The organism is Actinoplanes sp. NPDC051388 (genome assembly GCF_055586225.1).
In genome coordinates, this window is sequence record NZ_JBVJIP010000002.1 from 812,276 (window position 1) to 825,973 (window position 13,698).

10 protein-coding genes are annotated in these 13,698 nt (G+C 69.6%); 5 read left to right on the forward strand and 5 right to left on the reverse strand.

Features of this window, described 5'->3' with window-relative positions; all coding sequences use genetic code 11:
• Positions 1-203: 203 nt before the first annotated feature.
• Complete coding sequence (locus ACZ6TI_RS08130) at positions 204-1,895, forward strand: CBM96 family carbohydrate-binding protein (protein ID WP_465344251.1); 1,692 nt, start codon at positions 204-206, stop codon at positions 1,893-1,895.
• Between the two features lie 334 nt (positions 1,896-2,229).
• Here ACZ6TI_RS08130 and ACZ6TI_RS08135 read toward each other — a convergent pair whose 3' ends face one another.
• Complete coding sequence (locus ACZ6TI_RS08135; protein ID WP_465344252.1) at positions 2,230-2,982, reverse strand: class I SAM-dependent methyltransferase; 753 nt, start codon at positions 2,980-2,982, stop codon at positions 2,230-2,232.
• Positions 2,979-3,755: an SDR family oxidoreductase gene (locus tag ACZ6TI_RS08140; protein WP_465344253.1), complete on the reverse strand. Its 777-nt coding sequence runs from the start codon at positions 3,753-3,755 to the stop codon at positions 2,979-2,981. Before ACZ6TI_RS08140 ends, ACZ6TI_RS08135 begins: the two co-directional genes overlap by 4 nt.
• Positions 3,756-3,896: 141 nt before the next feature.
• Here ACZ6TI_RS08140 and mshA point away from each other — a divergent pair, with 141 nt between their 5' ends.
• Together mshA and ACZ6TI_RS08150 are read left to right on the forward strand one after the other, a co-directional pair.
• Entirely contained in the window at positions 3,897-5,195 is a 1,299-nt protein-coding gene (mshA, locus tag ACZ6TI_RS08145; protein ID WP_465344254.1) for a D-inositol-3-phosphate glycosyltransferase, read from the forward strand.
• The gene (locus tag ACZ6TI_RS08150; RefSeq protein WP_465344255.1) at positions 5,189-5,677 is read left to right on the forward strand and encodes a type III secretion system chaperone family protein; all 489 of its coding nucleotides are present in this window, start codon (positions 5,189-5,191) and stop codon (positions 5,675-5,677) included. Before mshA ends, ACZ6TI_RS08150 begins: the two co-directional genes overlap by 7 nt.
• On the opposite strand, the gene ACZ6TI_RS08155 is transcribed toward ACZ6TI_RS08150, so the two are convergent.
• Positions 5,674-7,161 carry a chemotaxis protein CheW gene (locus tag ACZ6TI_RS08155; RefSeq protein WP_465344256.1) on the reverse strand — a complete coding sequence of 496 codons (1,488 nt, stop codon included), beginning with the start codon at positions 7,159-7,161 and terminating at the stop codon, positions 5,674-5,676. The genes ACZ6TI_RS08150 and ACZ6TI_RS08155 overlap by 4 nt on opposite strands.
• The gene (locus tag ACZ6TI_RS08160) at positions 7,158-9,950 is read right to left on the reverse strand and encodes a PAS domain S-box protein (RefSeq protein WP_465344257.1); all 2,793 of its coding nucleotides are present in this window, start codon (positions 9,948-9,950) and stop codon (positions 7,158-7,160) included. The genes ACZ6TI_RS08155 and ACZ6TI_RS08160 overlap by 4 nt, the downstream gene beginning before the upstream one ends.
• An 827-nt stretch (positions 9,951-10,777) precedes the next feature.
• Here ACZ6TI_RS08160 and ACZ6TI_RS08165 point away from each other — a divergent pair.
• Entirely contained in the window at positions 10,778-11,524 is a 747-nt protein-coding gene (locus ACZ6TI_RS08165) for a phosphoglyceromutase (RefSeq protein WP_465344258.1), read from the forward strand.
• A 55-nt stretch (positions 11,525-11,579) separates the two neighbouring features.
• Here ACZ6TI_RS08165 and phoU read toward each other — a convergent pair whose 3' ends face one another.
• Positions 11,580-12,230 (reverse strand): phosphate signaling complex protein PhoU, encoded by a 651-nt coding sequence (phoU, locus tag ACZ6TI_RS08170; protein ID WP_465344259.1) that lies wholly within the window; start codon positions 12,228-12,230, stop codon positions 11,580-11,582.
• A gap of 177 nt (positions 12,231-12,407) precedes the next feature.
• Here phoU and ACZ6TI_RS08175 point away from each other — a divergent pair, with 177 nt between their 5' ends.
• Positions 12,408-13,694, forward strand: coding sequence for a sensor histidine kinase (locus ACZ6TI_RS08175; protein WP_465344260.1), 1,287 nt, complete (start codon positions 12,408-12,410; stop codon positions 13,692-13,694).
• Positions 13,695-13,698: the final 4 nt, after the last annotated feature.

A 13,698-nucleotide genomic window follows, 5' to 3' on the forward strand; every position in this document is an offset into this window, starting at 1 on the left:
CTTCCTTTGCCCCCCCCCCCCCCCCCCCCCCCCCCCCCCCACAACACCCCCCCCCCCCCCCCCCCCCCCCCCCCCCCCCCCCCCCCCGCTTCTTTGCTGTCCGCAGGTCAGCACCGAGCCTGCACCCCAACGGAATCCGCCCCGGCACCCGCCGGTCCCGATCGTGAATGTCAGACAGCGATCGCGGACTTGAGGGGGATGGCATGGACGCCAGGCGAGGGATCATCGGGGCGGCGCTGACCGGCGTGGTCGCGACGGCGGGCTTCGTGGCCACGACGTCGGCGAACGCGGCCACCGTCACCGAGACCAGGACGGTGTACGCCGGCGACGACGCCTACACCTCGAGCACGCGGAAGACCGCGAACTTCGGCGCCGCGGAGAAGCTCGTGGTCGGCCGGTCCGACGGCGAGATCCGGGTGTCCTATGTGAAGTTCACGGTGCCCGCGTTGCCGACCGGCGCCACCGTGCGCACGGCCGAGCTCCGGCTCCCGCTGGAGAGCAAGCCGTCGACCGCCCGCCTGAGCCTGTACGCGGTGTCCACGTCCTGGTCCGAGGCCAAGGTGACCGCGGTGACCGCGCCGGCCACCGCGGTCGCGCTGCGGACCATCACGCCGAAGGCCACCGACACGGTGCTGAAGTTCGACCTGTCCGCGGTGGTCAAGAAGGCCGGCGTGTACTCGTTCGCGCTGCGTTCGGCGTCCACCACCGACGTGACCCGGTTGCGCTCGGTCGAGTACGGCGACCTGAAGACCGGCGGCCCGGAGCTGGCCGTGAGCTACACCCGCACGACGTCGACCCCGACGACCGCGCCCACGACCGCGCCCACGACCGCGCCGACAACGGCTCCGACGACCGCGCCGACAACGGCTCCGACGACCACTGCGCCCACGACGGCCCCGACCACCACTGCTCCGACGACGACCGCTCCGGCCACGACCGCTCCGCCGGCCGGCGAGTGCGCGACCGGTGCGCTGCTGGTGCCGAGCTGCGGCGTGCTGTGGGGCGCGGCCGCCGGCGGCTTCACCGACACCCCGCGCGACCAGGCGCTGAAGTCGTGGGAGGCGTTGAGCGGCCGGACCTCGACGATCTACCACACGTACCACAAGGGCGACGAGATGTTCCCGACCGCGTCCGAGATCGCCATGACCAAGGACGCCGCCAAGCCGCGGGTCCTGCTGCTCAACTGGAAGGTCGCCTACAACACCACCTGGGCCAAGGTCGCGGCCGGCGGCCAGGACGCCCGGATCGACAAGTGGGCCGCCTACGTGAAGAAGAACTACGGCACCCAGAAGTTCTTCCTGGCGCTGCACCACGAGCCGGAGAACGACATCATCGCGACCGCCGGCTCGGGCATGACCGGCAAGGACTACGCCGCCATGTACCGCTACGTCATCACCCGTCTGCGCGACCAGGGCGTGACCAACATGGTCAACGTGATCGCCTACATGGGCAACGAGAAGTGGATGGCGCAGTCCTGGTGGAAGGACCTCTACCCGGGTGACGCCTATGTGGACTGGATCGGCCTGGACTCCTACGTCAGCGTCGAGAAGGGCTACTACCACTACGGCGACATGGGCGACCTGCTCGACCGCAAGCCCAGCGGCGGCGGCCTCGGCTGGTACGACTACATGGTCAAGAACCACCCCGGCAAGCCGATTATGGTCGCCGAGTGGGGCATGTACCACCGGGTCAAGTACGTGACCGACAAGGCGCCGGCCTTCAACACCGTGGTCCCGGAGCTCAAGGCGCACCCGGCCATCAAGGCGGTCGTCTACTTCGACACCGCGGCCGACGACGAGGGCGACCGCAACATCGCGATCAACTCGACGCCGAGCAGTCTGGCCGCCTTCCAGAAGATCGCCGCCGACCCGATGTTCAAGGTCACCCTCAAGTAAAAGACCGTTCATCCCCCAGGCCGGGCCGGTCCTCCCCCGAGGACCGGCCCGGTCGCTTTGCTCTGCTTCCTCTGGGGAAGCGGCCGGGAAGGGTTGGCTTGCGGTCGCTTTGCTCTGCTTCCTCTGGGGAAGCGGCCGGGAAGGGTTGGCTTGCGGTCGCTTTGCTCTGCTTCCTTTGGGGAAGCGGCCGGGAAGGTTGGCTTGCGGTCGCTTTGCTCTGCTTCCTCTGAGGAAGCGGCCGGGAGGTTGGCTTGCGGCCGCTTTGCTCTGCTTCCTCTGGGGAAGCGGCAGCTTCGCTTCCTCTGAGGAAGCAGAGCAAAGGGCCGACCGTCGTTCAGGCGGGCCAGGTCACGGTGAGTTCGCCGCGGCGCCAGCGTGAAGCGCCGTCCAGGACGGGCACGCCCTCGTCGCGCAGCCGGGTCACCGCGCCCAGCCATTGCTGCCGCGGGCCGAACGGCGTCGCCGCCGATTCCCACGCCCGGCCCAGCGCGCGCAGCAGTTCGTGGATCGGGTGGCCGGGCACGTTGTGGTGGATCAGGGCCTTGGGCAGGCGCTCCGCAAACGTCGCCGGATGGTCCAGATCGGACAGTCGCGCCGACAGGGTCAACGTCTGCGGCTCGCCGGCCACGACACAGGCCCAGGTGGCCACGCGGCCGAGCTCGTCGCAGGTGCCCTCGACCAGCACGGCGCCGGTGGCGGTCATCGTGCGCCAGGCGCCCGCCACCTGCTCCTCGTCGTATTGCCGCAGCACGTTGAACGCGCGCACCACCACCGGTCGCAGCCCGGCCAGTTCGAAGCCGCCGCGCCGGAACTCGAGCCGTGGTGGCTGGGCGGACGGTTGCGCGGCTGCCACCCGCGCCGGATCGATCTCCAGACCGACCACCGTGACGTCACCGCGCACCTGGGCCGCCAACCTGGCCCTGAGTTCGACGGCGGTCACCGGCGTCGAGCCGAATCCAAGATCGACCACCAGGGGTACGGGAGCCCGCGCGATCAGCTCACCACATCGGTACGCGATCCAGTTGTCCACGCGGCGCAACCGGTTGGGGTTGGTCGTGCCCCTCGTGATCGCGCCCAGCGGTCTCACGACTCGCGGTGCACCTTGTGCTGTGCCGCCTGGGCGATCGGGCGCACCACCAGCCGGTCGATGTTCACGTGATGCGGCCGGGTGGCGGCCCAGGCGATGCAGTCCGCGATGTCGTCGGCGGTCAGCGGCTTCGCCACCCCGGCATAGACCGAGTCGGCCTTGTCCTTGTCGCCACCGAGCCGGTTGAGGGTGAACTCGTCGGTGCGCACCATGCCCGGGTCGATCTCGATCACCCGCACCGGCTTGCCGACGATCTCCAGCCGCAGCGACCCGACCAGGGCGGTCTGGGCGTGCTTGGCCGCGCTGTAACCGCCGCCGCCCTCATAGACCGTGAACGCCGCGGTGGAACCGATCGTCACGATCGTCCCGTCCCCGCTCGCCTCCAGGGCGGGCAGCAACGCCTGGGTGACCCGCAGCGTGCCGATCACGTTCACGTCGTACATCCACTGCCAGTCGGCCGGTGACCCGGACGCCACCGGGTCCATCCCGCGGGCGCCGCCGGCGTTGTTGACCAGCACGGTCAGCTGCCCGTCCAGGCCGGCGACCGTCTCCGCCAGGCGGGCCACCGAGGCCTCGTCGGTGATGTCACACTCCACCGCCGTCGCGTCGCCGGTCTCCTTGACGAGCGCTTCCAGCCGATCCGTGCGCCGGGCGGCCGCGACGACGTGGAAACCCTCGGTCACCAGACGGCGGGCCGCGGCCGCGCCGATTCCGCTGGACGCACCGGTGACCACCGCGATCTTCTTCTGCTGCATGCTTCGATCCTGCCTCATGACGTCCGTCACCCTCGACCGGTGGCATGTGGGTTCAGGCGAAGCCGATCGGGAAGATGAACGATGTCGTGACAGTTGACCGTAACGTTTGGCTGTTTCGTAACTCGGACATCTTTCGTACCCCCGGCGAAGGGACATGACGTGGCTGAGCCTCGGGCCGCAGGCCACTGGCCGACACCCCGGCGGATCGCCACCCTCTCGGTGCACACGTCGCCGCTCGAGCAGCCGGGCACCGGCGACGCCGGCGGCATGAACGTGTACGTCGTCGAGACCGCGAAACGCCTCGCCCGGCTCGGCGTCGAGGTGGAGATCTTCACCCGGGCCACCTCCTCGGAGCTGCCGCCCCGGGTCGAGATGGCCCCGGGCGTCACGGTCCGCCACGTCACCGCCGGCCCGTTCGAGGGCCTGTCGAAGGAAGAGATGCCGTCCCAGTTGTGCGCCTTCACCAACGGCGTGCTGCGGGCCGAGGCCGCCCACCCGCCGGGCCGCTACGACCTGATCCACTCGCACTACTGGCTCTCCGGCCAGGTCGGATGGCTGGCCCGGGAGCGCTGGGGCGTGCCGCACGTGCACACCGCGCACACCCTGGCCAAGGTGAAGAACAGGCTGATCGCGGCCGGTGACCGGCCCGAGCCCAAGGCCCGCGTGATCGGCGAGGAGCAGGTGGTCGCCGAGTCCGACGCGCTGGTCACCAACACCCGCTTCGAGGCCCAGGACCTGGTCGTCTGCTATGACGCCGAGCCGGCCCGGCTGGCCGTGGTGCCGCCCGGCGTCGACCTCGGCCGCTTCCGCCCCGGCCCCTCCGACCGGGCCCGTTTCGGCCTGCCCGAGCGCGGTCACGTGGTCTCGTTCGTCGGCCGGATCCAGCCGCTCAAGGGTCCGGACGTGCTGATCCGGGCGCTGGCCGCGCTGCGCCGCCGCGACCCGGCGGCGCCGGTCACCGTGGTGATCTGCGGCGGGCCCAGCGGCAGCGGCCTGGACCGGCCCACCTCGCTGATCGAGCTGGCCGCCTCGCTCGGCGTCGCCGACGCGGTCCGCTTCCTGCCGCCGCAGACCGGCGACGACCTGGCCGCGCTCTACCGCACCTCCGACCTGGTCGCGGTGCCCTCGCACAACGAGTCGTTCGGGCTGGTCGCGCTCGAGGCGCAGGCCTGCGGCACGCCGGTGGTGGCGGCCGCGGTCGGCGGGCTGGTCACCGCGGTCCGCGACGGGATCAGCGGGATGCTGGTCGACGGGCACGATCCGGAGGACTGGGCCCGGGTGCTGGACGGGCTGCTGGCCGCGCCGGGATTCCGGGCGGAGCTGTCCGCCGGTGCGGTCGAGCACGCCGCCGGGTTCTCCTGGGACCGCACGGCCGACGGCTTGCTGCGGGTTTACCGTGAGGCGGTGGTCGCGCACCGGGCGCTGATCGCGGCTCGCGTGGAGGCGTACGCGTGGTGAAGGGTTTGATCGAAAAGGTCTGTGCCGAGCGCGAGCTGGAGTGCGAGGCGACCGGCGACGCGTCATGGGTGATCACGCTTCCGGGCACGCACAAGCTGAAGACCACCTGCAACCTGATCGTCGGCGACCACGCGTTGCGGATCGAGGCGTTCGTGATGCGCCAGCCGGACGAGAACCGCGAGGAGCTGTGGGCCTGGCTGCTGCGCAAGAACGCCCGGATGTACGGGGTGAGCTTCTCCATCGACGGCGTCGGCGACGTCTATCTGACCGGCCGGGTGTCGCTCGGATCGCTCGACGAGGATGAGCTGGACCGGCTGCTCGGCGCGGTGCTGACCTATGCCGACGAATCGTTCGACTCGATGCTGGAGATCGGCTTCGGCGAGTCCATCCGGCGCGAGTGGGCGTGGCGGGTCAAGCGCGGCGAATCGCTGGCCAATCTGCAGGCCTTCGCGCACTTCGCAGACCCCACCGGCAAGAGCTAAGCCACCAGCTCGGCGGCGACCAGCTCGGTCAGGTCGACGTTGGGCAGCAGCCGCCCCTGGGCTTCGGTGCCGATCTTCACCAGCGGGCCGCGCTGCAGCATCGCGCCCGGCTCGCCCGGGTCCCGCGGCGCCGACTCCTCCCACACCGATTCCTCGATGGCGTGCAGCGCCGGCACCACGAAGCCGACCAGTTCGTCGCCGGGCGCCTGGACCAGCAGTACCCGCGCGCTCGCCGGGTCGACCGGATCGGCCAGGCCGAGCAGCACCGACAGCGACATCAACGGCACCGACAGCTTGCGGTGGGTGAAGACGGCGAGCAGCGGACCGCCGCTGTCCAGCGCGATCGCGTGCTCCGGGTACGGCAGGATCTCGGTGATCTGGTCCAGCGGCGTGGCGGCCTCCATGCCGACGCTGTAGGTCAGGAACTTCCGCACGCTCGCGAAGATCCGCCGCCCGTCCCGGGTCTCGGCCGGCACGTCGCCCAGCACGTCGCCCGCCGCGTCGGCCCGCACCGCCTGCTGCGCGCCGGCGTCCAGCGGCAGCCCGAGCCCGGCGAGCGTGTCCAGCTCCGGGTCCGCGCGCAACGCCTCGCCGTTGAGCAGCAGGTGCTGGGCGCCGCTCTCGGTGCGCAGGATGCCGTCCAGGAAGCCGCCCTTGCGCATGCCGATCGGCGGCAGCGGCAGCACGTCACCGACCGGCACCCCGGTGATGTCGGCGATGTCCGAGACGGTCAGCACCACCAGGCCGCGCTCGGTGGCCAGCACCAGCCCGCGCAGCGAGCCGTCGTCCGGCAGGGCGCCGAGGCCGAGCAGGCTCAACGGGTCCACCGCCGGGACCGCGCGGCCGTGCAGGTGCACGACGCCACGGCAGGTGGATCCGTCCAGCGGGGAGGAGTGCAGCTCGAGCTTGGGGATCACCGAGTGGACATGGCGCACATCGATGCTCAGCCCCACCGGGCCGCAGGCGAGCAGCAGCACCGTACGGCGGGAACTGTCCGCGCCCGCACCCACCGGCGGGCGCAGGCCGACGTCCTTGACCACCGGAACGCCGGGCCGGGCCGAGATCGCCGAAGCGTCCAACAGGGCCACCACGGCACGATCCTCGGGCCGCTCGAAAGTGTGCGAGAAGAGTGCTGCGTCCGCGCCGGCCACCGTGGTCTCCAGCAGCGCCTCGGCCGGCACCCGGGCGACCCCCTCGATCTCGTCGGCGAGCAGCCCGAAGACCTGGCCGGCCCGGGCCACGATGACGATCACCTTGCCGCCGTCCGAATGCGCGCCGAACCCGGCCAGCCGGCAGAGGTCCAGCACCGGGATCACCACGTGCCGCAGGTTCACCGCGCCGAGCAGGCCGTCCGTGCCGGCCGGCAGCGGGCTGAACTGCGCCGGCCGCATGATCACCTCACGCAGCTCGTCCAGCGGCAACGCGACCCGGACGTCCCCCGCGCGGAACACGCCGTAGAGCGCATCGGTGCTGCTCGGGCTCACTGATCCGCCTCGGTGCCGATCAGCTCGCGGATGTGGTCGGAGACCGCCTTGGACGCGCTCTGCTGCAACGACGTCGAGTCGGCGATCCGCTTGATCGACTCGCTGGTCGAGGCGACGCTCTTCAGGATCATCCCGAACGCCTCCTGCGCCCGGTGCGACACCTGCGAGCCCTGACCCACCCGGGCCGCCGACTCGTGGATCAGCGTGGTGATCTCGCGGGCCGCGTCGGACGAGCGCTCGGCCAGCTTGCGCACCTCGCCGGCCACCACCGAGAAGCCGACGCCGTGCTCGCCGGCCCGGGCCGCCTCGATCGAGGCGTTGAACGCCAGCAGGTTGGTCTGCCCGGCGATCTCGCCGATCACGTTCACGATCGCCGCGATCTGGTCCGACGAACGCTCGATCAGGTCGATCGCCTCGATCGCGTTGCGCAGCTCCTCGTAGCCGTCCTGGGCGTTCTGCTGCGTCTCGCCGGCCAGCGTGCTGGCCTGCTGGGCGCTCACCGTGATCTCGTCGATCGAACCGGTCAGCGCGCTGATCGAGCCGCTCATCTCCCGGGTCTTGGCGGACAACCGCTGCTCCAGCTGCACCTGGTCGGTGATGTCGTACGCGTACTTGACCACCTTGAACGGCTCGCCGTTGGTGTTGAAGATCGGGTTGTAGGTGGCCTGGATCCACACGTCCCGGCCGAACTTGCCGATCCGGTGGAACCGCCCGGTCAGATATTCGCCCTTGCGCAGCCGCAGCCAGAAGTCGCGGTACTCAGCCGAGGTCACGTAGTCGCCGGTGCACAGCATCGAGTGGTGCTGGCCGACCAGTTCCCGGGCCGAATAGCCGAGGGTGCGCTGGAAGTTCTCGTTGGCCAGCAGGATGTTGCCCTCGAGGTCGAACTCGATGACCGCCTGGGCCCGGTTGATCGCGACGTCCTTGCCGTGGAACTCGGCGTTGCGCAGCTTGCCGTCGGTGATGTCGATCGCGTACTCGACCATCTTGTACGGGCGCCCGTCGAGGTCGTAGATCGGGTTGTAGGTGGCCTGCAGCCAGACCTCCCGGCCGTCCTTGGCGACCCGCTTGTACTCGCCGGAGTCGAACTCGCCGCGCCCGAGCTTCTCCCAGAACGCCTGGTACTCGGCGCCGGCCGCCTCCTCCTTCTCGACGAACATGCGGTGGTGCTGCCCGCGGATCTCCTCCATCGGATAACCCATGGTGGTCAGGAAGTTCTTGTTCGCGCTGAGCACCCGCCCCTGCAGGTCGAACTCCACCACCGCCTGCGCCCGGCTGATCGCGGACACCTTGCCCTCGTACTCCGAGTTGCGCAGCTTGCCCTCGGTCACCTCGGTCGCGTACTTGACCACCTTGAACGGCCGGCCCTCGAGATCGAAGATCGGGTTGTAGGAGGCCAGCAGCCACACGTCCCGGCCACCCTTGGCGACGCGCTTGTACTCGCCGGACTCGTACTCACCCTTGGCGAGGCGCTGCCAGAACTGGCCGTACTCGACGCTCTTGGCGTATTCCGCGTCCACGAAGATCCGATGATGCTGGCCGCGGATCTCCTCCAGCGTGTAGCCCATGGTGGTCAGGAAGTTCGGATTGGCCTCCAGGATCCGGCCCTCGAGGTCGAACTCGACGGCCGCCTGGGAACGCCCGATCGCGGCCACCTTGCCGGCGTAGTCGGCGCTGCGGATCTTGTTCTCGCTGATGTCGGTGGCGTACTTGACCACCTTGAACGGCCGGCCGTCCAGGTCCAAGATCGGGTTATAGGTGGCCTGCAGCCAGATCTCCCGGCCACCCTTGGCCAGCCGCTTGTACTCGCCCGACTCGAACTCGCCCCGGGCCAGCGACTGCCAGAAGTTCCGGTAGGCCGCCCCGCGCGCCTCCTGCTCCTCCACGAACATCCGGTGGTGCTGGCCGCGTACCTCATCCAGGGTGTAGCCCATCGTGTTCAGGAAGTTCTGGTTCGCGGCCAGGATCCGGCCGTCCAGGTCGAACTCGATCACCGCCTGCGCCCGCCCGATCGCGGTCACCTTGCCTTCGTACTCGGCGTTGCGCAGCTTCGTCTCGGTCACGTCCATGGCGAACTTCACGATCTTGTACGGCTTGCCGTCCAAGTTGAAGATCGGGTTGTAGGTGGCCCGGATCCACACCTCGCGCCCACCCCGGCCGACCCGCTTGTACTCGCCGCTCTCCACCTCGCCGTTGCGCAGCCGCTCCCAGAACTGCTCGTACTCCGTGCTCTCCGCATGGCGCTCCTCGCAAAGCATGCGGTGATGCTGGCCGACCAGATCACCGAGCGAATAGCCGGTGAGCGTCAGGAAGTTCTCGTTCGCCGTCAGCACGGTGCCGTCCAGGTCGAACTCGATCACCGCCTGGGCCCGGTCGATCGCCGCATACTTGCCCTTGAGCTCGGACACCTGCCGGCGGTCCTCGGTGATGTCATAGCCGGTGACCAGCACCAGATGGTGATCCGACTGCACCGGCCCGCAGTTCAGCCGCAGCCACCGATGCCGGTCCGCGCTGTCCGTGACCGAGGTGACCTGCTCCAGATACTCTCCGGCACGGGCCGCGTCCAGCAGCCGGTCCACCGCAGTCGCCGAGGTGTGCCAGAGCTCCGACAGCGGAACCCCGAGCACCTCCTCCTCGGGCCGGCCGATCAGCTCACAGAACCGCTCGTTGGCCGCGGACACCTCACCGGTCCGGCCGTTCACGGTCGCGATCAGCCGCTCGTGCAACAGCAGCTCCAACGCGGCCCGCTGCAACGGCCGATCTTCGGTGAAAGTGACAGGCTGGGACATCTGGTCTCCCGTGGGGTCGCACTCGGAACTCATCCACCCGTTCGGCAACCGAACCGAAACTCTGAGCCCCCGGCCCGCCATCCCCCGGACGGAGGGCACGCCGTCGAGTGACGGATGGCCGATCCACCAAGCGGTGACCTCGGACGACTCGGCCGTTCGGTCAGCTGTGACGGTTCAGACAGATGGCAGACAGCTAACTGGCTTGTCATGGCTTGACCGGCCCAACTAGCGTGGTCGATGGACGCCGAGCCGTTAGTTCGGGGAACGGGTCGATCGCTTGCGATCACCGCGGTGAGGCGTTGGGGACGGGTGGCATCAGCCGTTGGGGGACGGCGCTTCCCGAGACCGGCGGTAAGTGCGGGCGACGCCTATGGGGATGGGCGTCGTCCGCCTCCGCCGGTTGCAGGGGGAGTGTGTCCGCGGAAAGCGCGGACCGGTGGCACCGGCGGATATCTGCTCCGGGGGCCGAGCCCCCGGAAGCCCCGCGTTGCGATGGTTGCGCTGAGTTTTTCGCCGCCCGCTTACTTCCAAACCAAGCTTGAGTACGCCGTGCTGCTCAGCGCTCGGGTCTTGTCGGCGTTCGGCCCCTTGCTCTGCACACATATACGCAACACCCGTTGGCTTGGCCTTTCGCGGCTGTGCCTGGTCCTTGCGCGGCGGTTTGTGGGTTTGGTTGGTGTTTGGGCTCTTGGCCTTGGGTGCGACGGGGCCGTTTCGTTGCCGCTCTGCCTACCTATGCGCAACACCTTGGGGGTGGTGGGGCCTGGCTTGGGGGTGGGATTGGACCCGGAGGGGTTGTGGAAACTTTGGGGCGGGAGGATGGGGGGATGACTGGGACGTTGGTGCTGCTGCGGCACGGTGAGAGTGAGTGGAATGCCAAGAACCTGTTTACCGGGTGGGTTGATGTCGACCTGACCGGTAAGGGGGAAGGGGAGGCTCGGCGGGGTGGCGAGATGCTGCTTCAGCACGGGCTGCTTCCGGATGTGGTGCACACCAGTGTTCTGCGGCGGGCCATTCGGACCAGTGAGATCGCGCTTCATGTCGCTGACCGGCACTGGATTCCCGTCAAGCGGCACTGGCGGCTCAACGAGCGGCACTACGGGGCGCTGCAAGGCAAGGACAAGAAGCAGACGCTGCAGGAATATGGCGAGGAGCAGTTCATGCTCTGGCGCCGGTCCTATGACACGCCGCCGCCGGTGATCGACGTCGACGACGAGTATTCGCAGTTCAACGACGCGCGATATGCCCTGCTGCCGACCGAGCTGCGGCCGCGCACCGAATGCCTGAAGGACGTGCTGGAGCGGGCCCTGCCCTACTGGTACGACCAGATCGTGCCCGACCTGCGGGACGGCAAGACCGTGCTGGTCGCCGCGCACGGCAACTCGCTGCGGGCCATCGTCAAGCACCTGGACCAGATCTCCGACGAGGCGATCGCCAAGCTGAACATCCCGACCGGCATCCCGCTGCGCTACGACCTGGACGACAACCTCCACCCGGTCACCGTGGGCGGCGCCTACCTGGACCCGGCCGCCGCCAAGGAAGCGGCCGCCGCGGTCGCCAACCAGGGCCGATAGAACGCGAAGAAGGGGGCGCCCCCGTGGCGCCCCCTTCCTCTTCCCCCGTCGGCCGTTACTGGCCGGTCACCGGCTCGCCGGTGATCAGGTAGATCATCTGCTCACCGACGTTGACCGCGTGGTCGGCGTAGCGCTCGTAGAAGCGGCCCAGCAGCGCGCCGTCGATCGCCGTCTCCGCGCCGTAGGGCCAGTCGTCGTGCAGCAGGATCTTGAAGAGATCCCGCTCGAGGTCGTCCATCGCGTCGTCGTCCTTCTCCAGCTCCGCCGCACGGTTGGCGTCGGGGTCGGCGAGGACGATGGTGATCTTCTCGGCCATCCGGTCGGCGACCTCGGCCATCTGCTGGAAGACCGCGCGCAGCTCGGCGGGCACGGCCGGCGACGGGTGCCGCCGCTGCGCCGTCTTCGCCACGTGCTCGGCCAGGTCGCCCATCCGTTCCAGATCCGCCGAGATGTGCAGGGCGGTGATCACCGTGCGCAGGTCGGACGCGACCGGCGCCTGACGGGCGATGGTGTCCGCCACCTTGATCTCGACCTGGGCATAGATCGCGTCCACCTCGGCGTCGCGCTCCATCACCGCCCGGGCCGCTTCGATGTCCGCGGTCAGCAGTGCCTTCGTCGCCTTGCGCATGGCGGCACGCACGGCCTCCGCCATCGTCACCAGCAGCCGGCTGACCTCGACCAGGTCGGCCCGGAATTCCTCGCGCATCGTCACGTCCTGTACTGGTCGGGGCTTTGTCGTCCGCCCCACGCTAGGTCGGTGGGACGGCGCGAACATGAACGGTGGTGAACGACGCCGGGCGGAGTGGTGAACATTGCTCGAATCGAGTCCGGAATGTCCGGTTACCCCTTCGGCTCAGGTAAACAATGACCCTACGATCGCAGCGTGGACTGGGTGTGGGGCATCGGCCTCCTCTGTGCCGCCCTCGCCGCCGGCGTGGGCGGCGGCCTGCTCATTGCCCGCAGCCGGGCCGCTGCGAGCGCCGCCCCGGCAAAGTCCGCCGGAACGGCCAAGAAAGGACGAGCCATCGAACCGGACGGTGAGCCCGCCAGCGGCAAGCACGGGCTGAAGGGCCTGGGTCGCAAGAGCCTCGACTCGTTGCGGGTCGGTGTGGTCGTGCTCGACGCCGACGACCACCCGGTGCTGGTCAACCCGGCCGCCCGCGCGATGGGCCTGCTGCGCTCGGGTGGCGCGCCCGGCACGATCGCGGCGCACCCGATTCTGCGTACCCTCGCCGGTCAGGTGCGGCGCACGGGCGTGCGCCGCGAAGTGGAGCTCGACCTGCCGCGTGGTCGCGCCGGGGGTGCCTCCGCCCCGCTCGGCCTGCACCTGCGCGCGGTGGCGCTGAACAGCACGCACGTGGCCGTCGAGGCCGCCGACGTGACCGAGTCGCACCGCCTGGCCCGGGTCCGGCGCGACTTCGTGGCCAACGTCAGCCACGAGCTCAAGACGCCGATCGGCGCGCTGCAACTGCTCGCCGAGGCGCTGCTCGACGCCACCGACCTGCCCGATCCCAAGCCGGACGAGGAGCAGTCCGAGGACCTGATCGCGGCGCGCCGCTTCGCCGAGCGCATCCATCACGAGTCCGCCCGGATGGGCCGGCTGGTCAGCGAGCTGCTCGAGCTGACCCGGCTGCAGGGCGCCGAGCCGCTGCCCAGCCCGGAGCCGGTCTCGCTGGACTGGGTGATCGCCGAGGTGGTCGACCGCACCCGCACCACCGGCAGCGCCAAGAAGATCGAAGTGCGCTACGAGGGCCCGCGCGGCGCCATGGTCTACGGCAGCGACAGCCAGATCGCGACCGCGCTCACCAACCTGGTGGAGAACGCGATCGCCTATTCGCCGGACCAGACCACCGTCCTGCTGACCATGCGGCAGGACGACGACTGGATCGAGCTCGACGTCACCGACCAGGGCATCGGCATCGCCGCGCACGACGTCGACCGGATCTTCGAGCGGTTCTATCGCGCCGACCAGGCCCGCTCGCGCTCCACCGGTGGCACCGGCCTCGGCCTGGCCATCGTCAAGCACATCGCCACGAACCACGGCGGCCGGGTCGACGTCACGAGTTCACTCGGCGACGGTTCGACGTTCACTCTGCGCCTGCCCGCGCGTCCCCCGGACGTCCCCTTGCCGTTACGTCCCACGGTTCAAAATCAGCTCGGCCACAATTAGTCCG